Here is a 24,549-nt window from a genome sequence, read left to right as displayed (position 1 = left end):
AACTATCTCTCTTTAAAATATGTGAACGGCAAATAAGAGGAACGGCATATCTGCAAAATGGAGAATACGCACAAAAACTTGTCAATGTACCTGTCTGCTCCATTGTCTTGTGTGATGGTATGGAAGAACGGGAATGCATGTGGATCTGAAAATATCAAAGAGGTGAACTGAATGCTAGTCAAACCATGTACGATCACCGAAATTCAACATCTTATTGCCGAATATCTGGGGGAATTGTCTTCACCATTCGATTCTTTTCTAGAGGATCATATCCTTTCATCAACTTTTTTCCTGTTTCAGGACGATTCGAACGATGTGGGTTACATGGCTATACATAACAATGAACTTCTTACCCAGTTCTATATCCGGCGCCAATATCTGAGACACGCTCAGCCATTGTTCCAGCAGGTGATCGAACCTCATTCAATTAAATCTGTATTCGTTCCGACCTGTGACGAGCTGTTGATCAGTTTGATTATGGATCAGGATTATAGGATAAACAAACAAGCTTATTTTTTTCAGGATAGTCAGGTCGAAGTTTCGGTGGGTGATATACTGGAGAATGAAGAATTTCGACTCGCGACCCAAACCGATCTGGCAACGATACAACAGGTCTGCGGCGATTTTATGAGTGACTATGAGCACCGAGTTGAAAGGGGCGAATTATTCGTCTATTACAGGAAAGATAGCTTACTTGGTATCGGATTAGTCGAACGTTCCAACATGTTTGAGCGATTAGCCAGCATCGGAATGTTCACCAATGAGGCCTACAGGAAGCAAGGCGTAGGGAAAATGCTGATTTTACACTTACGTAAATGGTGCAGTGAACATGGCATCTCCCCTATAGCTGGATGCTGGTACTATAACGAGCCATCTAAACGAACATTGGAGAGTGCGGGAATGGTAACGAAAACCAGACTTCTACATGTTGAAGTAAATCAACCAAAACCTTCTGTATGAACGAGCGAGATTTTGCAAGAGAAGAGCTACCTGCAGAATGGTGCAGGAAATGTCGGATGCGAAGGGAACGGCTTTGCTATCCTTGAATTAACGAGGGAGGGGATGACGTATGGATACGCTGGCGCGATTGAATGAGGCCTTGAGTTATATAGAGGAGAATCTGACGGACACCGTGGATATGAAAGAGATTGCACGGATCGCCTGCTGCTCGGAGTACCATTTTACGCGCATGTTTTCCTTCCTTAGCGGCTTTACGCTGTCGGAATATATTCGACGTCGACGCTTGACGCTGGCGGCACTGGAGCTAAGCCGGAATGACAGCAAAGTCATTGACGTTGCACTGAAATACGGGTATGCATCGCCGGATTCCTTCACCAGGGCTTTTCAAAGCATGCATGGAGTTACACCCTCCGAAGCGCGGAGTCATGGATCATCGCTCAAAGCCTTCCCTCGGATGACATTTCAATTGACCATTCAAGGAGGAAGCGAAATGAACTACCGCATTGAAGACCAAGAGGCTTTTCGAATCGTGGGTATTAGTAAAAGGGTGCCGATCGTATTCAACGGGGTGAATCCGGAGATCGCTGCGATGTATCAGCGTCTTACACCGGAACTGATCGATACGATCAAGGGATTATCGAACATCCAGCCTCTGGGCTTAATTAGTGCATCGGCCCATTTCAGTGAGGGGCGAATGGCGGAACAGGGAGAACTGGATCATTACATTGGTGCAGCTACGACAAAAGAAGCGCCTGAAGGCTTGGCACAGCTTGAGGTTCCTGCATCGACATGGGCGGTTTTTTCCGTCGTTGGTCCGTTTCCAGGTACGCTTCAGGAGGTATGGGGACGGATCTACGCAGAGTGGTTTCCTTCATCAGACTATGAGCTGAGTGAGGGTCCGGAAATGCTATGGAATGAGCATAAGGATGTTACTGTTGAGCAATATAGAAGTGAGATATGGATACCTATTCAGAAGAGATGATATCTTCTCTAGATGGGTATCTGCAGACGCAGCTTTTGATGCTGCGTTTTTTTGTTTTCAGAATTTTCTATCAGGTCAATGCTCTGTTTCCATTGCAAATATATGTAATATAATAGTATTATTTTATTGGGATTGTAAGATATGAGACGGAAGTGTCGGTTGTTATACATTATATTGTAAACGCTTTATAAAATGATCCAAGGAGGAATTTTCAACCGATTCCCGGCAATCCAGTTCCGTGGTGAGAATTCTCCAACTACAATAACGTTTAACTTGAATGCATCTCAAGCTTCATCTTCTCATATGCTCAACATCGGTATTACCGCAGCCTACAATAATGGCAGACCTAGCATAATGGTTAATGGACATGCATTAACTAATCCTGCCGCGTCTTCACAGCCCAATTCTCGCAGTTTCACCATTGGTACCTATCGTGGCAACAACACAACCTTTAGCTGGAATGTTCCAGCATCCTACTTCGTGAATGGCTCCAATACCATAACCATTACGCCGATTAGCGGTTCCAGTGACTTGGGTAACTGGTTGAGTGCGGGTTGGGTCTACGATTGTGTTGAGTTGCTGAATTGAATGAAGAATGCAATGTAGTGGAAGGAGTAAAGGAGGTAGCCTGCCCGGGTTTCTTAACAGGGTTCAGGTTACCTTTTTTTAGCTTTTTCATCGGAAATGAAAAGATATCGATTCCTGATATCCCTAAGGATCTTGCTTTGCTGGAGATGGTGATCCGGATAGTGGTATAATTTTCAATACGTTATCATGAGAGAATGAACGGGGAGGCCAAAGGAATGAGAGACGATCTGTTGGTTCAATTGCAAGAGTGGCATGAAGAAGATGAATTTCAGGAAATTGTAGATGCAATTCAAGCGATTCCTGTGGAAGAAAGGGATTATGAGCTTGTAAACCATCTGGGACGAGCGCTGAATAACCTGGAACGATATGAAGAGGCAGTCGAACAATTCCTGACGGTTGCTAAAGAGTGCACAGGCGACCCACTCTGGCATTATCGGATTGGCCTGGCTTATTACTATCTGGAGCAATATGCTCATGCGCTGCAGGCGTTCGAAAGAGCGGATGAATTGGATCCTGAAGATGAAGATACGCTGGAATTTCTGGAGTGGATTCGAAGCAAAATGGAGGAGCCATCTGAATCTGCAGAGAAGCCCGCGGATACCGTCCCATCAGTCTCGGAAATCTCAATCGCACCTGTTCGTGTTAGCCATCTGGAACCAATGGGTTTTTGGAATGACAGTGCTGAAGCTGCGGATCAATATGTATTGGCCCCGCCTACCGATGGACAGGTCGAGTCAGTGGAGGAGCAGTTGGTGTTCAAGCTGCCAACTTCCTATATTAACATGATGAAAATACATAATGGTGGTGTTCCCCACTATCGGTATTATCCTGTTAGCCAAGCAGAGGCTGCCAAGAAGATCCGCGTTGAGGTAGCGGGAATATTGGGTATTGGACGGGAGAAAGCACATTCGTTAGGTGGCGAAGCTGGCAGCCGGTATATCATCGAGAAGGGGGGTTACCCCGAAATCGGTGTTGTTCTATGTGAGTGTCCTTCCGAATCGGAGGTAGTGATGCTGGATTATCGTGAATCCGGCAATGCGGGTGAGCCGGAGGTTGTTCATGTGGATAAAAAAGAAAGCTACAAGATCACTTGGCTTGCACCCAACTTTGAAACCTTTATTCAAGGTCTGTTGAATGAGGAAAATCAGCCTGCAAACCTTCAAGGTTCACTGTAAGTAAGAGTTGGCGTGTCTCTTTATACGAATGGTTGAAAAGGCTGCATCCATAATGGCGGATGCAGCTTTTTTGTGCTGCCCAGTTATATGGGATGACTCGGAAAGTCGGCAACACCACGCCTTTGTTCAACTGCGTTAGCTTCGGTAAGGAATCCAAAATAAGTAAATGGTAGGCATACTCGTTGCATAAAGGCAGTTACTCTGCTAATATTTAGTTATCTAATATTTAGTCATCTAAATATAAGATAACTATTGCTGAACTAATATGGATGGGGCAAAACGGGGAGCCAGATGAAGTTGGTTATACCGTCCTATTCCTGGCCTCGGACGAGTCCAAATTCATTACCGGACAGTCCATTCAGGTTGAGGGCGGCCATGATATTGCTAACCCGACCGTTCCGGATTTCGAGCAGTTTATGAAACAACACGCATAGCAACTGAATCAGATTCGTCCAAATAAAATACGTTAGGAGCGTTTCACATGGGAAAATTAGATACTAAAGTAGCCATTATTACTGGCGGAGCCTCGGGAATCGGGGAGGGCATGGTTGATCTTTTTGCACAGGAGGGCGCCATCGTCATTGCTGCAGACATTAATGAGGAAGCACTGGAGAAAGCAAGCCAAAAAGAGAATGTGTACGGAATGAAGTTGAATGTATCTTCAGACGAGGATTGGCAGGCACTGGCGAAAGTAGTTAATCAACGTTTTGGAAAAATTGACATTCTGGTCAACAATGCAGGCATTTCTTCGGAGAAGCCATTTGAGGAAATCGATGCACAGGATTGGCAGAAAATGCTGTCCATTAACGGTTTCGGCCCATTCGCTGGCATGAAACATGTCACTCCTTATATGGCAGCCCAGAAGAAAGGTTCCATCGTCAATATCTCATCCTACACCGCTTTGATTGGACAAGGTTTTAACCATTACTCGGCATCCAAAGGCGCGGTGCGTGCATTATCCAAAGCCGCTGCAACCACCTTCGGACGTCAAGGTATTCGAGTGAATGCTCTTTTTCCTGGGATCATCGAAACACCAATGACCCAATCCTTGAACACATCGAAGGAACTGCTAGAACGATTGATTCAGGCAACACCTTTGCAGCGTCTGGGTCAGGCCATTGATATCGCCAACGCGGCGCTGTTCCTGGCATCGGATGATTCTTCGTACATTACTGGATCAGAACTGGTGATCGATGGTGGCTACTCAGCCCAATAGCGTGTAAAATGATGACAGCCCTTAAGTTGAATGAGGGCTGTTGTTTATTTTTTCGAGGAGGATCTAATGGAAGAACAGAACATTTTTGAGCTGATACACAACATGGACAATTTCACTAACAAATTGATTATACAATGGAACAAATCTTTCAATGAGGACCTCGGTGTCTCTCATGTGCTTGTACTCAGCCATCTCCACCAAAATGGAAAAAGCCGACCTTCGGATATTGCAAAGATTTTGGGGTTAACTCCACCTACACTCAGTTATTTATCTGACAAGATGGTAGCCAAGGGATTAGCCGATAGAATGGTAGATGAAGCGGACCGCCGCATTATTTATTTGAATATTACGGTTAAAGGGGTGGAAGTCCTCGAAAGAGCAATATTGGAGGGTCAGAAGTTGCGTAAGAAATTATTCCAGAAATTAAACGAAGAGGATCGAGCGCAATTAGTCCATATTTTTGAGAAGATGAATCGGGAAGATTGAGCAATAGTCTGGAAGGGAGACAGAAGGTGATATGGAGGAACCGCTCAAAGTATATAACACCGCAGTTGAAGCTTTTCTTGAAGTGATCGGTGGAAAGTGGAAGCCCGTTATTCTATTCCATCTTACCTTTGGCAAGAAACGTAATGGCGAACTGATGAAGCAGATCCCTGCGATCACCCAGAAAGTGTTGACTCAGCAACTTGGTGAACTAACGGAGGCGGGGGTTATTGTCCGTATTTCCCATCACCAGGTCCCTCCTAAAGTGGAGTATGAGTTAGTGGGTGGAGTCTTAAAGAAATTCTTCATCTGATGTGTCGATGGGGTGATACACATGTGGAGAAAGTGTATGGCGACAGAGGGGAAATTTTGTTTAAACCGCCAACCTGACGGTTGGTCAGTTGAAGGAGCATAATAAGCCGATTCTGCAATTCAGGAATCGGCTTATTATGCTTTTTCTTTCCTTTATGGAATGATCTTGCGATCACGTAGATTCTCAAAAATATCCATGAACATAGCCTCGGTGTCGATGAATTCGTGAAATCCGAATCGGCGAGCCTTGGAACCATCTGCGAAGAAATCGTAATCCCATGAGAAGACAAAGTCACCGAATGCCCAGGAAGAGACATCATCATAAGGGGTGTTTACCAAACCATACTTCTCAATCATGGAATTCCAAAGAGCTTCTTTATCTGCCATCACTGTTGCAAGTGAAAGGGGCAGGGGAGGTGCTGTTTCCAATTCGAAAAATGAAGCGATTTTGGGCCAGAGTTCGTTCCAGCGAAACAGATCGCCATTGGTGATATTAAATGCCTGATTGGCACAGCGAGGTTCGGTTGCTGCCCATACAGTTGCATGAGCCAGCAATGTCGCATCAGTCATTTCAAGAAGGGAATGATACGCCCCTGGTTTCCCGGGAAAGCGAAGTGGTAAGCCAAGTTCCTTAGAGATGGAGGCATATACCCCGATCACCGTCGCGAGGTTCATTGGATTACCCAGAGCGAATCCACATACAACAGAAGGGCGCAGAGCTGACCAGGTCCAGCTGCTTCCGGGTTGCCGATCCTCGAGAAACCGTTGCTGATCGACATTGAATTCAGGGGGCATATGATATGCGTCCGTTTCTTTGGCAGGTGTTTTGAAAGGCCCCAGATGTGCACCGTACACTTTATAACCCTGCATTAGGCTAATATGTTGGAGATTTGGAGCGATCGGTTCGATGGTATTCACCACATTGACGAGCATGGCCAGGTTGGGCTGTACCAACTCGGCCCAAGTTGGACGATCCTGATACGCGGCGTAGAAAATATGCGTAACGGTCGTTAAATGACTCAGTTTGTCTTGTGTGTCCACTTCGTTCAGTAAATCGGCTGATATATAACGTAACCTGGGGGCATCTTGCCCTCCACGGCGAGATACACCAATGACATTCCATTGCGGGAGTGTCATCAGATAATCAATAAGGTTTCTCCCAATAACGCCTCCAGCACCGATGACAAGCGCAGTGTAACGGGTAACCAATTGTTCGGGTTTCAATGGACATGCTCCTCTCTTCTTCTGTTCATATTGTGGGTCAGAAAAAGAAGGATGAGAAGTACGCACCTCAAAGTCATATACGTACTTTAAAGTAATATATGAGCCTGGAGCAGGATATGAGCGTTTAAAATCTGCACTTCAATGAATATTACTTGCCTATAACCACAAGAAGCTGTAAAGGGACAATCGTCCTTTCACAGCATCAATGTGTCTGTATATTCGTTCTAAATAGATTTTTTTTAATATGGTTACGCCGGGAATCCGCCGCCTGGTGGTGGCCATGCGCCGTAGAAGCGGCGAAGCAGAACAATCTCGCCCAGATGGTACGAATTATGGGAGGCGATATTTCGCAGAAGTCCTGCCTTGGTTTCCCCTGGGAAATAGAGCAATGGATCATCTAATTGTGCCGTTTCGGCAATAGCCACCGCTTGATCGATCCCTTTCAGGAATGCCTGAATATCCGCTTTCCATGTAGCATCATCCAGTGGGCCTTTCTCCTCAGGCCAGCTCTCACTCACGTTAGCAGGGAGCTGTGGCTTGCGCCCTTCCAAGTGTTCGAGCATGAATTGCTGCCAGTAATGCATGTGTTTCACTAACTGATAGATGGTATATGGCATGGCATCGTGTGTACGAGCCGCGAGTGTGACATCAATGTCGGGTAGAGCACGGGCGATGCGGATATGACCGCGTTCCCCTACCAATGATTTGACAAGGGCTTGCCCAAAGCTTTGATTCGAATCTGACATGTGGAACCTTCCTCCTCCGCTGGACCAGATCTGTTAACCTGTCCTCTATTAAGTATTATACAATTAAATTGCTGAAAATTAAAAAAAGGAAACTAGAACCCAAATACTTAAAATTCCTATGATATAATAGTGTAAATAAATCTCAAGACTTTAGGGTCGAGGAGGAAGCTCCGGTGAAAGTGATATTGGTTGACGACGAACGTCTAGCGTTGATAGGCCTTCAAAAATCACTAGAGAAAGAAGTAAGCGGTATTGAAATTACCGCTACATATACGAATCCGACAGAGGCTATGGGGGGGATTATGGAGCACCGCCCTGATGTGGTATTTCTGGATATCCATATGCCAGAGATGGATGGTATGGATCTGGGGAAACAGATTCAGGCCACAGTACCTGGGGTCGAAATTATTTTTGTGACCAGCTACGACCAATATGCAGTGCATGCTTTCGATCTACAGGCTTTGGATTATGTCATGAAGCCCATCCAGAAGGATCGATTAAAGCAGACGGTGAGCCGAGTACGGGAGAAACTGAGTTCGAAACGCGAGCAGCGGTCAAAGGATACAGATGTCCCTTTAATTTGCTGCTTTAATCAGATTCAATTCAAGCTTCCAGACAAGGATATCCAAGTTGCCAAGTGGCGCACAAGTAAGGCGCAGGAGCTGTTTGCATACCTGCTCCATCATCGGAATCAGACCATTCATCGCAGTGTGCTGCTTGAGATGCTGTGGCCTGAATTGGAAGAAGAAAAGACGGTACATCAACTCTATACTGCCATGTATCATGTCCGCCAAACCCTCAAAGCCTGCGGAATGGATATGATTACAATTCAGAGTGGTCACTTGGAAGCAGGCTACAGGCTTGAATTGGGTGGAGCTCAGTTGGATAGTGAGCAGTGGGAACAGGAAATCAGGCAATGGAAGGTTGTAGACTCAAGTACAGTTCATGCATATGAGCAAGCGCTTCATCTGTATAAGGGCACGTATCTTGGCAATTACGAGTTCATGTGGGCGGAGCCTGAACGAGAAAGGTTACGCTACCTGTGGTTGTATCACATGAGACAACTAAGTCTCTATTACCAGAAGCAGGGGCTAGGAGAGAAAGTCATTGAGAGCACAAGACGTATCCAGCATATGCTTCCGGATGAGGAAGAAAGTTATTTTATTTTAATGAAACTCTATGATGAAATGCACAACGATCTCGGTGTGGAGGAGCAATACCGTCTCTTAACCACCAGAATGGAGCACGATTTGGAGATACCCATCAGTGAGGATATTAGCAAATGGTATCAGGACTGGAAGCTCGGTTTAACCAAAGTCAGGTAATGATAAATCTATGAATTCACTGCAAATAAAACCTGTAATACGTTACAGATATATAATAATTATGCTGGTCATTTTCGGATTGCTAGTGGGTATGCGATTAACTTGGTCGGAGTTTTTTCGCACGGTTGATGAGCATCGCGCTGTGAATGGAGTGCTAGACTTGCGGGGCGTGGATCTGAATCAATCTCCGGTCATGTACTTGAATGGGGAATGGGAACTCTACTCGAATGAGTTATTAACTCAGAAAGAAATCACGACGAGGAATGGCGATGGGAAGAGTGTTCAAGTCCCTGGAGACTGGGGAAGTGCACAGAGTCAGGAACAAGAGAATTCATACGGATTCGGAACGTATCGATTGCGTATTTTGACAGACCCACTTCAGACACCCGTCACCTTCTGGTTCAAGGGGATTCGAAGTTCATCCGAGATTGAGATGAACGGAGTCGCTGACGGCGGTATGGGTGAGGTCTCCGCGAATAGCAGTACATATATACCCAGAAGTACTTCATATACAGCGACCTATGATCGCGAAGGGACAACCTCCATTGAATTATTGGTCCGCGTAGCCAATTACGACAGCCCGTATATGGGCGGAATTAGCAAACCTGTTCGCTTCGGCTCACAGCCAGCTGTTGATTTTTCGCGGTGGTACTCCATTGGGTTTCAGATGGTCACCTTTCTGATTTTGCTTCTTCACGGCATGTATGCTTGTATTCTCTACGCATTTAATCCACAGGAACGCGCTTTGCTGGTTGGAGCCGTATTAACCCTATCTGTTGGTATCGCGGTTATGATGGGTCATGATAATATTTTGATGTTATGGCTTCCTGTTAATTATACTTGGGGTATTAAAATTCGATTAATCTCATTGTTGTTGCAAAACGCTTGTATCCTTCTGCTATTCCAGAGATTAATGATGGTTCATGTACGAAAGGCATGGCTTCAGTTGCACGTTGTCATTACCTTGATCTATACCGTCGTGATTGTGGTGGTGCCTATTCATATTACATATGCCATGATCCATTACAACGTCATTAACATATTCTTTCTTGTATCCATGATCTGGTTTCTATACATCGTCGGAACGATGATCTTCAGGAAACAGGGGGACCGAGACATTGTTTTTCTGTTGCTTACTGCAGGGGGCATTACATCTAACCTATTATGGAGTGTGGCCGAGACGGCCAGAGATGTGACAACAGTGTACTATCCAATCGATATCATATTTGCCATTACTGGCTTCTCCGCCTATTGGTTCAAGAAGTACTTCAGGAATGCCAGTGAGAATATGAAACTGAATACAGAACTGCAGAAGAGTGACAAAATTAAAGATCAGTTCTTGGCGAATACATCCCACGAACTGCGGACTCCGCTGCACGGGATCATTAACATCGCCTATAACGTGGTCACCAGAGAGAAGAGCAGGTTGGATGAACGCAGCCTGGAGGATATGGAACTGCTCATCACAATCGGTCGAAGGATGTCCCATCTGCTGGGCGATCTACTGGATGTCGTCCGGTTGAAGGAGCACCGAATTGTGCTGCATCAGGTTCCTCTTTCAATACAGTCAGTAGTGCCTGGCATTATCGCGATGCTGCAATTCATGGCAGAACGAAAACCGGTCCACCTTCATATGGAAATTCCTGAATCGTTCCCTCTAGTCATGGCTGATGAAGAAAGACTGGTTCAGGTTTTGTATAATCTGCTGCATAACGCGCTCAAACATACGGAGGAAGGAACGATCTCTGTAAGTGCCGAAATTCGTGAAGGACATGCTCTGATTCATGTGACGGATACAGGTGTTGGTATGGATGAGGACACACGGATGCGCATATTCCTTCCGTATGAACAAGGGTCATATGGTATAAGTGATGGACAAGGCATCGGGCTTGGATTGAACATCTGCAAACAGCTCGTAGAACTGCACGGTGGGAAACTAACGGTTCAATCGGAACTTGGAAAGGGTACGGTATTCACCTTCGATCTGCCACTCGCACATGAAGCCGCCGATCAAGCTCAGTCGCAGCTACCTCTAATCTGGGAACAGGCGATGGAGATGATGGAAGATGCACCTGGCGGATTCCTGTTACCCCACCCCGGTATGAGCGGCGTAGAGTCCTCGGCGACAGCGGAGATTGCTCCTTTGCTAAAAGAGGGGAGAGCCAGCATTCTGGCTGTGGATGATGATCCGGTGAATCTGGATGTGTTGGTCAGCATCCTTTCGACGGAACCATACGATATAACTACAGCAGGTTCGGGTCAGGAAGCGATGGAATTGCTCGGCACACGTCAGTGGGATCTACTCATTACAGATGTGATGATGCCCCATATGTCCGGATATGAATTAACCCAGAAGGTGCGGGAGCAATTCTCGATGTCTGAGCTTCCTGTACTGCTGTTGACGGCACGAAGTCAGCCGCCAGATATCTACACGGGGTTTGCGTCGGGTGCGAATGATTATGTCACGAAGCCTGTAGATGCGGTGGAACTGAAATACCGGATACGTGCTTTAACCATGTTAAATCAGTCCATCAAAGAGAGCCTGCGCATGGAGGCCGCCTATCTACAGGCTCAGATTCAGCCCCATTTTCTGTTCAATACGCTGAATTCACTTATGGTTTTAAGTGACATTGATACAGAGCATATGCGGAAGCTTGGTGAAGCTTTTTCATCCTATCTACGGATCAGCTTCAACTATCTCAACACAGGGGAACTGGTGAAATTATCACACGAACTGGAACTCGTGGAAGCTTATCTTTTTATTGAAAAAACACGATTTGAAGATCGGTTGTCGGTTGTATTGAACGTCGAGCCAGATCTTCCGCTGCTTCTTCCGCCGCTATCGATTCAGCCCTTGATTGAAAATGCCGTCAGACACGGACTATTAAGCCGAAATGTAGGCGGTACGTTATGCCTATCCATCACTCGTCATGAGGGTTATACCCGCATTGAGGTCAAGGATAATGGCAAAGGCATGGAGCCCGAGAAGGTTACTGAGCTGCTGCATGCTACGCTGGGTGGAAAAGGCGGGATCGGCATTGCGAATACGAACCGCAGGTTGTTACAACGGTATGGTCAGGGATTATCGATCATAAGTGAACCGGGTGAGGGAACGATGGTTTCATTTGATATTCCGGATGAGATATAAGGAAAAGGCCGCAGAAGTGAAGACTTCCGGCCTTTTTATGTTGCTTGCGCGTTCATTCCCTAATTTTAATTATTTCTAATGCTTCTTTCATATGTTAGTATATTTAACATTAGAAGCGCAGGTTCGGGCAGTGGGCGCTAAACGTTGCTATAGTGGGTGAAGAGATCGATGCGCAATTGGGTCAAAAATGAGAATGTGCAGATGACGGCCATTGCCTTTGCCACAGCGGTAGGGGCACAATTCAAGATTAATCCGTTCCGGGAAGACTACTTTCGAATCGGGCTGGGCGTTAGCATTCTTTTATTTCTGCTGATGATCATGCCGCACCTGTCTTATGTGAAGACAGGAATCCTGACAGGCATCGCGAATTTGCTGTTTCAGTCGGCAGATCTCATCAATCATGTGCAGACTGTGTCCATACTGGAAAGCATGCGGGACAATCTGGGGGCAGGCGTGTATTACGTGGTCTTTGCCTATGGGCTTAGCAAGTTCAAGCATCGATTTCATGAAATGCAGCCGCTCCTGCTCGGTGGGTTGATTACCTGTATCGATTTCTCCTCAAATCTGGTTGAGCTGCTTCTTCGCGGAATGTTAAGCGGGACCAATATCTTTTATATGAAGGAATGGTTGTATCTGCTTGTAGTAGGCGGTCTGCGAAGTTACTTTGTGATTGGGCTCTATAACAGCATTGCGGTGAGGCAGATGCGGCTCTTACATGCAGAGCAGGAGAAGCGGATGGAGCAGATGCTGAGTGTGAACTCGGGTCTGTATGGCGAGGTCTTTTACCTGAAGAAAGCGATGAATACGATAGAAGGCATCACAGCAGACAGCTATGATCTATATCGCGATCTCCGGGAGCAGGACATGAATCAATACAGTCAGCGCACCCTGGGCATTGCGCAGCAGATTCATGAAGTGAAGAAGGATTCACAGCGCATTCTGGCGGGTCTGCTGAAACTGTATGATAACGAAAAAGCAGTTAACATGAGCCTGTCTGAAGTAATGAACTTTGCCAGCAAAGCAAACCGAAAATATAGCGAGATGTTGCATAAGCAGGTCGAGATCGACATCGAGCAACATTATGATTGTGAGTCTCCGTATTACATTCCTCTTCTAACCGTAATGAATAACCTGATCGCCAATGCGGTGGAGGCGATTGAGCGTGATGGAACGGTCCGAATTCGTGTATATGAGCAAGAAGATGACGTGCATTTCGTCGTGATGGATTCTGGAAAAGGCGTACCTGAAGCCAAACGGGAGGTTATCTTCGAACCGGGCTATACAACCAAGTTTAATGAAGTCGGCATTGCCGCAACAGGCATAGGTCTGTCCCATGTACGTGATATCGTCCAGTCATTGGAGGGACGAATTAAGGTAGAATCGGGGCCTCTGGCAGGAACAGGGACAACATTTGCTATAGCTATTCCCAAAATGAATCTAATCAAGGGGGCCGATGTCGATGACACTTTCTATCATGATCGTGGATGATGATGTGGTGAGCCGGAGCATGCTGCATGATATCATTGAATCTTGTGGAATCGGCGAGCTTGCTGGCATGGCAGAGGGCGGCATAGAAGGAGCGCGAATGATCATGGATCTGCGTCCCGATGTGGTGCTGATTGATCTGCTGATGCCGGATCAGGACGGAATTGAGACGGTAGCGAAGCTGAAGCACGGTGGTTATACCGGGAAATTCATTATGATCTCTCAGGTGGAGAACAAGGAGATGGTAGGGGCGGCCTACCAGAACGGCATTGAATTCTTCATTCATAAACCGATTAATCGGGTGGAAGTGGAGCATGTGCTCGGCAAAGTGAATGAACAGTGGAAGTATGAACGATATGTGCTGGAGATCAAGCAGTCGATGGCTCGATTGAATCTGGTGGAAGCGCCGGCCCCTGCCCAAGGTCGTACGGTGCGAGATGCGGCAAGAAGCATTCTGATGGATCTGGGGATCATTGGAGAGAGTGGTAGCAAGGATATCATTGCGCTCATGGAGTATGCGATTGACCAGAAGCAGGTCGCGGAGTGGCCACCTCTGAAGGAGTCATATGAAGCGGTGGCCCAGACTTACAAGTCTACGCCGAAGGACGTGGAGAAAGAGAGCAAGGCGATGGAACAACGCATTCGCAGAACGGTAATTGCCGCACTGACGAATATAGCCTCGATTGGACTCACCGACTACAGCAACCACAAGTTTGAACATTATGCCCCGCTCTACTTTGACTTCCAGGATGTTCGAATGAAGATGAGAGCCATGGAAGAGGATCAGGCAGGAGACAAAGGCAAGGTTAATATCAAAAAGTTCCTGCATGTGTTCTACATGGAGACCATTGAAAAAATGAATAACTAAATAACTAAATAACTGAATAACGGAGATATTTTATCTTTTAACCAAAAGCCGAATTCCCGGAAGTAACACTTCACGGATTCTCGGTTTTTTGTTTTTCACGCTACGATTATTGCTTTTTATTATAAAACTGCGAGATATTATAAATAAACAATATCCATAAGAGGAGAAAGTGAAATGAACATAACTATCGATCAACTGGGCAACTCCAAGGTCGCCATTATTGAAAGTGATCACATCGTCATCAACAATGCGCAAGACGCACTGGATTTGATGGCTTCGATGAGGTATACGGATGACGCCGATAAGCTCATTATCAACAAATCGAACATTACGAAAGAGTTCTTCGAACTGAAAACCAAGCTTGCAGGCGAGATTTTGCAGAAGTACGTGAACTATCATGTTAAGCTTGCTATTGTGGGAGATTTCGAAGGACATAACAGCAAGAGCCTGAGAGATTTCATCTATGAGTGCAACAATGGCAAGCATTTTTTCTTTTTAAAAAGCAAAGAGGAAGCGCTTCAAAAGTTGCATAATATCAGTTAAGCGCACATCTGAAGCATGTAGAGAGCCTGCTTATAATCTGAGCCAAACGTAGGAGGTTTGCACCGTGATATCTAATGAGAATTTAAAGGTATATGCTCTGCCTGAGATCGGAAATCTTAAAGTGCATGGCAGAACAACTGGAGAGTTGTCGCCGTTGACGTTATTTTGGACGGGAAGCGCGATAGAACTCAATGTACAGGGCACCGAACTATGGGTTGAGGTAGAGTCGCAGTATGATATATATGAGTCATGGATCAGCATTCTGATCAACGGTGTCCCGGTGAGCAGACAGATGTTAACGGAAGGACGGTACTGGGTCTGTGTGTATCGAGGCATGAACGCGGATGTGGTGAAAAATGTACGGATCGTTAAAGATGTTCAAGCAATGAGTGGCGATCCGGGTTCTTCCTTGCAGATTCATGCAGTTAAATCGGACGGAGTGTTCCTGCCTGTGCAGGAAAAAACGTACAAGGTCGAGTTTATCGGTGACAGTATTACATCTGGCGAAGGTGCGATTGGAGCGAGAGCGGAGGAAGATTGGGTACCGATGTGGTTCAGCGCCATACATAATTATACGTTCATGACAGCAGAGGCGTTGAATGCAGACTACCGGGTCATCTCGCAGAGTGGCTGGGGTGTGCTAACAAGTTGGGATAACAATCCGAAGGGGAATATTCCCGATTATTATGAACAGGTCTGCGGTTTGCTTACCGGTGAACGTAATGGAGCGCTAGGCGCAGGGGATCAGCATGATTTTAGTACTTGGCAGCCGGATGTGGTGGTTGTGAACCTGGGTAGTAATGATGGGGGTGCGTTTCAGTCACCTGAGTGGAAAGACCCTGACACCGGTAAGGTGTTCAAGCAGCGTCTGAATGAAGAGGGTACGTATCATGAAGAGGATTTGGCCGCTTTTGAGAAAGCGGTGGAACAGTTCCTGACTAAGCTTCGGAAAAACAATCCAGCGGCACAACTCGTATGGGCTTATGGTATGCTCGGCTTCCCAATGATGCCTGCCATCTACCGTGCGGTTGATGCGTATACGAAAGAGATGGGGGATCGTAAGGTCTCGATCATTCAGCTTCCCGATACGACTGAGGAAACGGTCGGTGCAAGAAGTCATCCCGGCGAGTTATCTCACCGTAGGACGGCAGAAGCGCTGACAGCATATTTGAATGGAATTCTATCATCGGAGTGACCAGTGTAGGGGAATGAAATAAAAGACAGCTCCAGATCGTGTAATACGCCAAAGGCTGAAAGTGTATACATCGGACCATTGGGAGTACTGACATATCGGGCTGTCTCCTTTTCATTTATCGGCTATTTCAGCTGTTGTACCTCATAACGAATCGAAATGATCTGTCCGAGTGTCTGGGTTCGGATCATTTTGAATTGACTTGGCACAGTGCCTACCGGGAACAATGGGATGCCTTCGCCAAGAATTTTTGGAATGATGGCGACTTCAATCTCATCTAATAATTTTTTCTCCATCACCGCTTGAACGAGCTTACCGCCACCGACGATCCATACGTCTCCATCCGAATTCTGCTTTAATCTGGGAATGAGCGTATCTACCGACTCGGTTGTGAACTGTACATGTGGAGCAGTCGGCTGTTCTGAGCGGGATAGCACATACGTTGGGCGATCCGCATAGGGAAACTCCTCAGATAGTGTGAGCACCTCTTCATACGTGTAACGTCCCATAACGACGCTACCAATCGTTTGATAAAAGGCAGCATACCCGTTGTCTCCACCATCACCCTCCACATCAAATAACCAATCTACCGAACCGTCCAGTCTTGCGATATATCCATCCAAACTCATAGCAATGTACAAAATTGTTTTGTTATCAGACATGTTCATCGCTCCCTTCTAAAATGTATGATACACTTTAACTATGACAAAAGTTGACGTGGTTAGGATGTTGAATATATGAATCATCGGAAGCTGGCCATCATGCGCCTGATGGATTCCAGACAGAAGTTCACGGCCCGAGAATTGGCAGAACGGTTCGACGTCTCGGTTCGTACGATTCAGCGAGATCTGGATGCATTGCAGGCACTGGGTTTTCCCTTGTACACAGAAGTTGGCGTGAACGGCGGATACCGGGTGCTGCCCAATCGGATTTTGCCACCCCTTCAACTGACACAGCAGGAGGCATTAGGACTGTTTATGATGCTGGAATATCTACAGCAAGTCCCGGATTTTCCGTTCGGTTCCATGCGTGGACATTTGGCTGAGCAGTATTTTTCTACTTTGCCTGAGGATGTACAGGATCTCATTACGCGTATGAGGGAACATATCACCTTTGTCCAGTATCCCGGTGAGCATGCGGAGCCATTAACAACTGAGATATTGCGTGCGGCAGTAGAAAAGAGAGAAATCGAGTTTATGTATCATGCCCGCAATGGTCCTAAAAAAGTCCAGGTCTTCCCCTATGGCATCTACTATGAGCAGGGACATTGGTACATGCCAGCTCGGAATATGGATCGCGTATTGTTGTATCGGGTCGATCGCATGCAGCAGTTGGCTGTTATGGATTCGGTGGATGAATCTGTTCCTAGTCTGAAAGCGTGGTTAGATGCCAAAGAAGGCAGAGCGAGCGTAGAAGTGGTGCTGCAATTCACGGAATTTGGAGCAAGGATTGCCGCGTCAGATGTGTTGTTCAAGTCGGTTCAAGGTCATGAATGGCGAGGACTGGTTCCGCCTGAAGAGTTTTCTTTTACAGCGCGAAAGTTACTCTCCTATGGACCAGAAGTGAAGGTGATCTCACCACCTGAGTTGAAGCAGCAGGTTAGAGAGTTACTGGAACGGAGTGTTAGCCAATATATCGACGAGTAGAAGGATATAAGCTTCTGACATGGAAGATATAGGAGTACCATCTAAAGTAACTGATCTGGATTGACTGAATGGGGGGATACCATGATTCGATTCATAATAAGTTTAACGACCCGCTCTATGCAGAGTCCATGTGATGAACAACGGCGGTTGTTTGCATAGAGCCTGAAATCCATTTCCGCCATACCATTGTAGTGCATATCTAATGCGTTCATCGTAAGACTCTGCTGCCTTAAAGATTTTAACTTTTAAGGAGTGGAGCAACGTGAAATATATTAATGCAGATACGATCTTCCCGGAAGAACTACTCAAAGAAATACAGCGTCATATCCCTGGTGGCTTAATCTATATTCCGAGGCCCAAGGATGCCCATAAGAAGTGGGGCGAGAATTCGGGCGGCAGAAGGGTTGTCCAGGAGCGGAACGACGAGATCCGCCAGCTTTTCGCTGCGGGAACAACCATCGATCAACTTGTGGAGCAATACTGTTTATCCATTGATAGCATCAAGAAAATCGTGTATTGCAAAAAGGGATGAAACTATAGAAGCCATGTTCGAGCAATCGAATGTGGCTTTTTCCTGTAAGAATAAAGAATGGTTATTAAGGATTCTTTATATATTCGAGGTGGTTAACTGCGCGTACAATTCATTTGATGGTGCAAGGATGCGCGATGAGAGTTCTCGAAATAAGTTTTCATATCATCTGGTAAGGTTGGTGAATATAAATAATATGAATATAGAAGTGAAGTTAACGAATAAAGACGAGGCGTATGTGATTAAAAATATGTACCCGCTATACCTTCATGATCTATCCGGACATTATGGTCTGGGTGGAGAGCATACCCCGAACAAACATGGCATTTTCGAACCAAGTCCTGATTACAAAACGTTACAGGATCAGTATGATGTACAGAACATTTGGTGGGAAAAACCGGAGTGTCTTTATCCGTTTCTCATGATTGTGGATGGCCTACCGGCAGGTTTTACGTTCATAGCTACTCCGCCATATTGTTCACAAGGCACGAATTTCTTTGTACATGATTACTTCCTGATGCAGCCGTTTCGAGGTTTAGGTGTTGCTGAACAAGCAGCATCGATGATCTTCGGAATGTTTAGAGGAAATTGGGAGTTGTTCACCAATCCATCGGAGAAAAATAAGATTGGCCAATCTTTCTGGCGGAAAACAGTGGCTAATTATACCAAAGGTAACTATCGGGAGATGTACGGGCAAACGTTCGATGGCTATAAATTGATTTTTCAATTCTCCAATCAGTTCTGAAAAATTAATGAACGGATAGGAGAGAGCAACTCCCGTTATGGAAGTATTCTGGTATCCATAGCTGGACACTTTGAAAAAGGAGTGTTTAGTGTATAAGTACCAGAATACATGATTTCCATTTTTGTTTATTTCCAGTAGGTATAGTATTTCACATTACAATCTGTTACATGCTTTATTCACAATTCAATAATGTGTTCACATCGTCCAGCCACAACTTCATCGTGAGTAACAATTACAATTGTTTTACCCTGTTGGTGAAGCTCAGTCAGCATATTTATAACAAAATCACGATTGCTTACGTCTAGCGAACCTGTTGGCTCATCAGCCAGAACAACATCACAAGGCTTTAATAATATTCGGGCTAGTGCCACACGCTGTTGTTCTCCACCGGATAATTCATATACTTTTTTGCTCAAAGGGATGGACAATCCTACTTTATTTAAAGCTTCTATTTTCAGATCATGTTTTTCCTTTTTTGATTTAAGACTGTAGCAAAGAGCCATATTTAGATTCTCATCCACACGGTCATTGTCTACTAAAGCGTAATTTTGGAACAAATACGAAATTTTATTACGCAATATAATGGACTGCTTTTTGCTCCCTGGTTTAGGGAAAATCTCATTATAGAATTTGATACTTCCGTTGTCGGGTTTCTCGATCATGCCAAGCATGTTCAATAATGTTGACTTACCAGAACCACTCTTTCCAACGATAGCTACCATCTGACCTTGTAGAATATCCAGATTAAGGTTACTTAACACGTTGTGAGTGGCGTAACGCTTAGATACATTGCGAAGTTCGTATACCAATGGAAGGTTCAATTTATTGACCGCCTTTCAATAATTTGATGATATGTTTAGACGAAAGCCGAGTCAGCCAAACTACTGAGAAGCATAGCTCCAACAAAATAAGAGCAAAGAATAAAGAGATAGGTAGTGCCAAATTCAAGATACCTAATAAATAGCAACAGATGCCTATTATTATCCAAGAGATACCAAAAATATAGATGAATTCTTTGTACTTTCTGGGTATAGACAGGCCAAATATTCCCCTGATAATAAACTTTTGTTGAAATTTGTTGAACATAATGGATAGATTTTGAATAAGGAGAAAGCAAAGAATGAGCACGCTGATCGCTAAAGCAAATGAAGTAGAATAGAAACGTTGCTGAAGTGCATATACTTTCTCCGCAATGTACTGATCAACAGTAATTAGATAATGCAGGTTATCATCCAATTTTAATTCTTTCAAAGTTGATTCTAAAAAGCGATATGTTTTAGCGGTATCACCGTCGATTAATTTGATTTTGATGGGATCTGAACTTCCGTTACCAAGAATTGCATCCCGATCCCCTACTAGGCTATTTTGTTCAGTAATGACCTGAATAATAGGCTCTGTAATTAAATTATTATTGTTGGGGTACACATCGGGATTAAAGCTAAAAATGTCCTGATGATTGGCATACCAAATAATTTGAATGTTTTGCATTTCAGTAGATGGTGAAATCTCATTTTTAAGTTGTTCTTTTTCAAATGCAATTCTTTGATCGCGTTCATCCCTAAAGAATTGGACAATCTGTTTTTCCTGATTTTTTAATTTTTCAGGAACCAGAATAATCCAACTAACTTCTTCTTCAGGTATATAAATGGGTTCACCCTTTGTATCATATACAGGAAATTCCTTCAAATAGTTGGGGTTAACTTGCAAAGAACGGATTCCTTCATAATTTTTATTTAACAAAAGTGCCATTTCCTCGTACTGACGAGAATTAATTAAAACTGAGCCGAGTTCGTTCAAAACAGGATAAAGTTGGCCTGCTGTTGTTCTAATATACTGCACTGCGCTGTTCTGAAAATCAGTGGCATCATATCCTGCGTTTACAGGATAAAATACACCATATTGATTACTTCTTTTCCAACTTTCAAGGTCATCTTGTTCACTTTTGAGAGTATTATATTGACCAGATAATGTAGAAAATAGAGATATGACTATAATCGTAGTACTTATTTTAAGCAGTGTATTCATTGCAAATATGATTTTAGTATATTTTTTATTCTTAATCGCTTCCTTTATGTTAGTACGAGAAATGTAAATATAGGATGGTAATGTTAGAACAACAATTATTATTAGCAATTTGAATTGTTCATAGAGTGAATAGAAAAAGAAATGTACGGTAGAGTTGGGAATCACAATAGATAATACTAGAACCATAAATAAATTTATAAAGGAAGATATAACAATTGTTTTACCTATAAAATAATACCATATTTTCAATGTGGGAATTCCCAATAACTTGTATATACCCACACGCTTGGTTTCCTTGAAATTATAATAAAGCATATAAAAAGCTGTTATTATAACTAGAATATATAACATGTTGGTTACATCAACCATGGATGTTGAAGGGAAACCGACTTTTGTAGAATTATAAATCGTGAATGTAGCAGGTGAATATTGAACGGATATCCCTTTTTGACTATAAAACTCACGTAGATTAAGAGAGAACTGTTCTAAAAAGGGAATCAGGTTATTTTCGCTGGTTTCAATGTAGTAGTATCCACTTACAGGCAAATAATCATAAGAACTTATAAGAGGCTTTATCGTAATATTGTTATTTCCACCAAATTCTTTAATTACTCCTACCTGATCGGAATCTGGACTAGACGTGGTTGAAATATATCTTTCTTTATTTTGAGAGTCTGTTGTATCAAGAACTCTTCCTGATTCCAGTTTAATATTATCAAACATAGTGCTTTCTTGATTAAGCAATATGTATTTCATGAATTCCATTTGGTTATCAGGTTTATTGTTAATAACTGAGCGAAATATATTTACTTGGAGGTCTGAGGATGTATCTGCCAAGATAGGATAGATTACGTCTGGATCAGCCAGTAACTCAGTCTCCGGAATAAAAAATTCATAACCGATATGTTCATCTAATAAATAGAATTGCTCTAAAATCTTTTGATCATAGAGTCTGTAATTGCTATAGAATGTTAACAAAGAGGCGCACAAGATAAAAAAGATAATATTTTTTTTCAATGTTCTAATTCCCTTCCAAGAATGTAGAATAAATGGAAACGAACTAAACTCCGTAGTTAAACATGGAATTTAGTTCGTTTTACCAATATAACAACGTTATATTAAGTTTAAAATTTTAGTACGTATTCCAGTAAGCATGAGTTTGATCCCCAGTGTCACCAGTTGCACTAGCATAGGAAGTGATCTCTTTGTTAACTTGTCCGCTACGCGAAATAGTTGTACCTATACTGGCTGTAGATGAATGTATTTTTGTACGGTGGTTGTAGTTAGACCATACTTTTTTCTTAATAGAGAAACCAGATATTACTGGAGAAGTACCATAATCCCAAGTGCCACCACCAGTATCATCTTGTAGAGTAGTAAGATCATTTGAAACAAATCTTACATTAGTCAAATCTACAGATCCTCCATCGGTTGGTTTGATGGTATCTGCCATTGCTTGGCTCAATGGAACCATAAGAACGGCTACTGCAAGTGTAAGACTAACAAGCTTTTTTTTCATTTGTATAATCTCCTCTATACATATTATGTAGAATCCCGGAATTCTTCATAAAATATACCATTGATAAATATATAAGTAAAGTAAAAAAAAGTAAAATATTAATAGTTACTTTTTTTGTGCTGCAGCGATGTCTGCTGATATGGCATTAAGGGAGAATGAATTCTAAATGGGGGTTCGGGCGAAAAAGGCTGCTTCTCCAGTTACAAGTACCCTGCAGAATTGGCCTCTAACTGAGATGCAGATGATCTAATTTTCATCCCCATTCTAATTCGTCAAAAAGGTACTCTTTTAAAAGTTGGTTCGCTCAAACGTGGCATCGCTCTTCACCGGCCCAACGTTGGGGTATACCAGCTTCCTGGATTATTCCACAAGACCGCGTTCACCATATTGATCCGTACATAACGAGCTGTGAAATGAACAGCATCCGTGGTGAAACCGTAGGTCAGATTGTTGGTGCGATCCAAGGTGGAGTAATTGACACCATCGTTGCTAATCTCGATTTTGTATTTGTAGTACCCTTCGGAACCTTTATACATAAACCAGGAGGTGTCGATCTCCGTGATCGTCCTTGGTGCGCCAAAGTCCACCTGCCACCAGGCAGGCCAGCTATTGGAGGAAGCCACCCATGAAGTCTGGTAGTTGCCATCATTGACGTTGGATGTAGATGAGCCGGAGGCTGTGGAGCTGGCGGTAGCTGATTTGCCTTGGGCATGATTGACGAGAGCAGGCGGTGTTACTACACCCGTTACTGCGTCGATATTCCATGTTTTATACCACTCCAGTGATGCTGTTCCGTTCGAATCATTCAAGGTTAGCGGCAACCAGATATGCTTGTGCTTTCCGAGGTTCATCGGATTCCAGCGATCCCCCATGTAGATGTAGGATGTGGTGTTGCTGCCTGTGATCGTGGCAATATCATGAATCTGCGAACCGAAGGCAGATGGATTGCCATAGGGCGTAAGCGCAGTCCATGGACCCGTCATGGAAGTTGCTGTAGCATAAGCGCCCTGATTCGGATACCAGCCAGCGGCTTGGGAGGTGAAGAGGTAGTAACGGTTTCCTTTTTTCACAACAGCAGGCGCTTCACGATAGGCGTTCTCGAACAGCCAGCCTTCGAAGGATTGTATCCCAGTATAACTTGCATTCATTTTGAAAATAGCCATCGTATCATTGGCACCGCCATTTTTGCGTGAAGCGGTAACCAGATATCCTGTGCCATCTGTATCAACAAAGACAGTCATGTCACGGGATTCATAATTCATTGGGCGGAAACTGCCCTCATAGGTGAATTTGCCATTCGGGGTATTGCTTGTTGCGACTGCTACACGCCCGAGATTGTAGTCTGTACCGTTCTCATAGTGTGCCCAGAGCACATACTGGTTGGTGGAGGCGTTATAGATGACTTTGGGGCGTTCAATCTTGCTGGAGGCAAGCTCAGTTGCGGAATCTTTCGTCAGGATGGCGTTGCTGAAAGTCCAGTTCTTCAGATCAGTGGAGGTGTAGACATTCACGCTGTCGAACTTGCCGCCTACCGCATGTTCACCGTACAGATAATACGTCGAGCCTACCTGCAGAATGTTGCCGCTGTTCGCATGGATGGGGTTGCCTGCGGTGTCGAGCCAATCGGTGCCATTGGTTATCGTGACACTTGCTGCGCTTGTCCGTTCAGGATGAAGTCCAAACAGGGTGAACGTGAGTGCGAAGACCAGAAACCAGACAACTTTCCTGTTACCCATTACATACACCTCCCGAAAGATATCGAAATACAATACAGCGCTTTCATTTATATTTTAGTTGGACTAGACTCTTTTTCAAGTGAACAATTCATCCATTGCTGA

At 44.3% G+C, this 24,549-nt stretch carries 23 protein-coding genes and 1 pseudogene; 17 read left to right on the top strand and 7 right to left on the bottom strand.

Translation table 11 applies throughout. The annotated features are described in order from the left end of the window. Window positions 1-171 precede the first annotated feature (171 nt). From WFI24_RS18760 to WFI24_RS18725, 8 genes and pseudogenes are all read left to right on the top strand, one after another. Window positions 172-960 carry a GNAT family N-acetyltransferase gene (locus tag WFI24_RS18760; RefSeq protein ID WP_336763216.1) on the top strand — a complete coding sequence of 263 codons (789 nt, stop codon included), beginning with the start codon at window positions 172-174 and terminating at the stop codon, window positions 958-960. A 109-nt stretch (window positions 961-1,069) separates the two neighbouring features. After that, window positions 1,070-1,942, top strand: coding sequence for an AraC family transcriptional regulator (locus WFI24_RS18755; protein WP_336763214.1), 873 nt, complete (start codon window positions 1,070-1,072; stop codon window positions 1,940-1,942). 192 nt (window positions 1,943-2,134) lie between these two features. After that, the gene (locus tag WFI24_RS18750; RefSeq protein WP_336763212.1) at window positions 2,135-2,530 is read left to right on the top strand and encodes a polysaccharide lyase family protein; all 396 of its coding nucleotides are present in this window, start codon (window positions 2,135-2,137) and stop codon (window positions 2,528-2,530) included. A 215-nt stretch (window positions 2,531-2,745) separates the two neighbouring features. Next, entirely contained in the window at window positions 2,746-3,705 is a 960-nt protein-coding gene (locus WFI24_RS18745; RefSeq protein ID WP_336763210.1) for an SMI1/KNR4 family protein, read from the top strand. A 245-nt stretch (window positions 3,706-3,950) separates the two neighbouring features. Continuing rightward, complete coding sequence (locus tag WFI24_RS18740; RefSeq protein ID WP_336763449.1) at window positions 3,951-4,139, top strand: SDR family oxidoreductase; 189 nt, start codon at window positions 3,951-3,953, stop codon at window positions 4,137-4,139. 47 nt (window positions 4,140-4,186) lie between these two features. Then, complete coding sequence (locus WFI24_RS18735) at window positions 4,187-4,921, top strand: SDR family NAD(P)-dependent oxidoreductase (RefSeq protein ID WP_336763208.1); 735 nt, start codon at window positions 4,187-4,189, stop codon at window positions 4,919-4,921. Between the two features lie 66 nt (window positions 4,922-4,987). Continuing rightward, entirely contained in the window at window positions 4,988-5,407 is a 420-nt protein-coding gene (locus tag WFI24_RS18730) for a MarR family winged helix-turn-helix transcriptional regulator (protein ID WP_336763206.1), read from the top strand. Window positions 5,408-5,438: 31 nt separating this feature from the next. Further along, window positions 5,439-5,794 (top strand): annotated as a pseudogene (locus WFI24_RS18725) (winged helix-turn-helix transcriptional regulator). A gap of 75 nt (window positions 5,795-5,869) precedes the next feature. On the opposite strand, the gene WFI24_RS18720 reads toward WFI24_RS18725, so the two are convergent. Next, complete coding sequence (locus tag WFI24_RS18720) at window positions 5,870-6,940, bottom strand: SDR family oxidoreductase (protein WP_336763204.1); 1,071 nt, start codon at window positions 6,938-6,940, stop codon at window positions 5,870-5,872. Window positions 6,941-7,188: 248 nt separating this feature from the next. Continuing rightward, entirely contained in the window at window positions 7,189-7,686 is a 498-nt protein-coding gene (locus tag WFI24_RS18715; RefSeq protein WP_336763202.1) for a DinB family protein, read from the bottom strand. A 173-nt stretch (window positions 7,687-7,859) separates the two neighbouring features. Between WFI24_RS18715 and WFI24_RS18710 the strand changes: the two genes are divergently transcribed. From WFI24_RS18710 to WFI24_RS18685, 6 genes are all read left to right on the top strand, one after another. Then, the gene (locus WFI24_RS18710; RefSeq protein WP_336763199.1) at window positions 7,860-9,011 is read left to right on the top strand and encodes a response regulator; all 1,152 of its coding nucleotides are present in this window, start codon (window positions 7,860-7,862) and stop codon (window positions 9,009-9,011) included. 10 nt (window positions 9,012-9,021) lie between these two features. Continuing rightward, window positions 9,022-12,159, top strand: coding sequence for an ATP-binding protein (locus WFI24_RS18705; RefSeq protein WP_442956240.1), 3,138 nt, complete (start codon window positions 9,022-9,024; stop codon window positions 12,157-12,159). A gap of 168 nt (window positions 12,160-12,327) precedes the next feature. Then, window positions 12,328-13,647 (top strand): ATP-binding protein, encoded by a 1,320-nt coding sequence (locus WFI24_RS18700; RefSeq protein ID WP_336763195.1) that lies wholly within the window; start codon window positions 12,328-12,330, stop codon window positions 13,645-13,647. Continuing rightward, window positions 13,619-14,512 (top strand): response regulator, encoded by an 894-nt coding sequence (locus tag WFI24_RS18695; protein WP_336763194.1) that lies wholly within the window; start codon window positions 13,619-13,621, stop codon window positions 14,510-14,512. The genes WFI24_RS18700 and WFI24_RS18695 overlap by 29 nt, the downstream gene beginning before the upstream one ends. 174 nt (window positions 14,513-14,686) lie before the next feature. Further along, window positions 14,687-15,055 carry a DUF4180 domain-containing protein gene (locus WFI24_RS18690; RefSeq protein WP_336763193.1) on the top strand — a complete coding sequence of 123 codons (369 nt, stop codon included), beginning with the start codon at window positions 14,687-14,689 and terminating at the stop codon, window positions 15,053-15,055. Between the two features lie 64 nt (window positions 15,056-15,119). Next, window positions 15,120-16,250 carry an SGNH/GDSL hydrolase family protein gene (locus tag WFI24_RS18685; protein WP_336763191.1) on the top strand — a complete coding sequence of 377 codons (1,131 nt, stop codon included), beginning with the start codon at window positions 15,120-15,122 and terminating at the stop codon, window positions 16,248-16,250. 122 nt (window positions 16,251-16,372) lie between these two features. On the opposite strand, the gene WFI24_RS18680 is transcribed toward WFI24_RS18685, so the two are convergent. Further along, window positions 16,373-16,915, bottom strand: a complete 543-nt coding sequence (locus WFI24_RS18680) for a dihydrofolate reductase family protein (protein WP_336763189.1) — start codon at window positions 16,913-16,915, stop codon at window positions 16,373-16,375. Window positions 16,916-16,984: 69 nt separating this feature from the next. Between WFI24_RS18680 and WFI24_RS18675 the strand changes: the two genes are divergently transcribed. The 3 genes from WFI24_RS18675 to WFI24_RS18665 all read left to right on the top strand — a co-directional run bounded on the left by WFI24_RS18675 (window position 16,985) and on the right by WFI24_RS18665 (window position 19,167). Beyond that, on the top strand, window positions 16,985-17,893 hold the full coding sequence (locus WFI24_RS18675; RefSeq protein WP_336763187.1) for a helix-turn-helix transcriptional regulator: 909 nt from the start codon (window positions 16,985-16,987) through the stop codon (window positions 17,891-17,893). A 262-nt stretch (window positions 17,894-18,155) separates the two neighbouring features. Beyond that, window positions 18,156-18,425 carry a CD3324 family protein gene (locus tag WFI24_RS18670; protein WP_336763185.1) on the top strand — a complete coding sequence of 90 codons (270 nt, stop codon included), beginning with the start codon at window positions 18,156-18,158 and terminating at the stop codon, window positions 18,423-18,425. A 193-nt stretch (window positions 18,426-18,618) separates the two neighbouring features. Continuing rightward, window positions 18,619-19,167 (top strand): hypothetical protein, encoded by a 549-nt coding sequence (locus WFI24_RS18665; RefSeq protein WP_336763183.1) that lies wholly within the window; start codon window positions 18,619-18,621, stop codon window positions 19,165-19,167. A 176-nt stretch (window positions 19,168-19,343) separates the two neighbouring features. On the opposite strand, the gene WFI24_RS18660 is transcribed toward WFI24_RS18665, so the two are convergent. The 4 genes from WFI24_RS18660 to WFI24_RS18645 all read right to left on the bottom strand — a co-directional run bounded on the left by WFI24_RS18660 (window position 19,344) and on the right by WFI24_RS18645 (window position 24,447). Further along, entirely contained in the window at window positions 19,344-19,988 is a 645-nt protein-coding gene (locus WFI24_RS18660; RefSeq protein WP_336763182.1) for an ABC transporter ATP-binding protein, read from the bottom strand. Window position 19,989: 1 nt separating this feature from the next. Beyond that, on the bottom strand, window positions 19,990-22,209 hold the full coding sequence (locus tag WFI24_RS18655) for a bacteriocin-associated integral membrane family protein (RefSeq protein WP_336763181.1): 2,220 nt from the start codon (window positions 22,207-22,209) through the stop codon (window positions 19,990-19,992). 115 nt (window positions 22,210-22,324) lie between these two features. Continuing rightward, window positions 22,325-22,711 carry a lactococcin 972 family bacteriocin gene (locus WFI24_RS18650; RefSeq protein ID WP_336763179.1) on the bottom strand — a complete coding sequence of 129 codons (387 nt, stop codon included), beginning with the start codon at window positions 22,709-22,711 and terminating at the stop codon, window positions 22,325-22,327. A gap of 323 nt (window positions 22,712-23,034) precedes the next feature. Continuing rightward, a complete protein-coding gene (locus WFI24_RS18645) occupies window positions 23,035-24,447 on the bottom strand; it encodes a family 43 glycosylhydrolase (protein ID WP_336763177.1) in 1,413 nt (470 codons plus the stop codon). Window positions 24,448-24,549 lie beyond the last annotated feature (102 nt).

This window comes from Paenibacillus sp. USHLN196, assembly GCF_037144955.1.
Classification (GTDB): domain Bacteria; phylum Bacillota; class Bacilli; order Paenibacillales; family Paenibacillaceae; genus Paenibacillus; species Paenibacillus xylanexedens_C.
The sequence above is the reverse complement of the archived record's forward strand: the minus strand, read 5'-3'. Positions and strand labels throughout refer to the sequence as shown.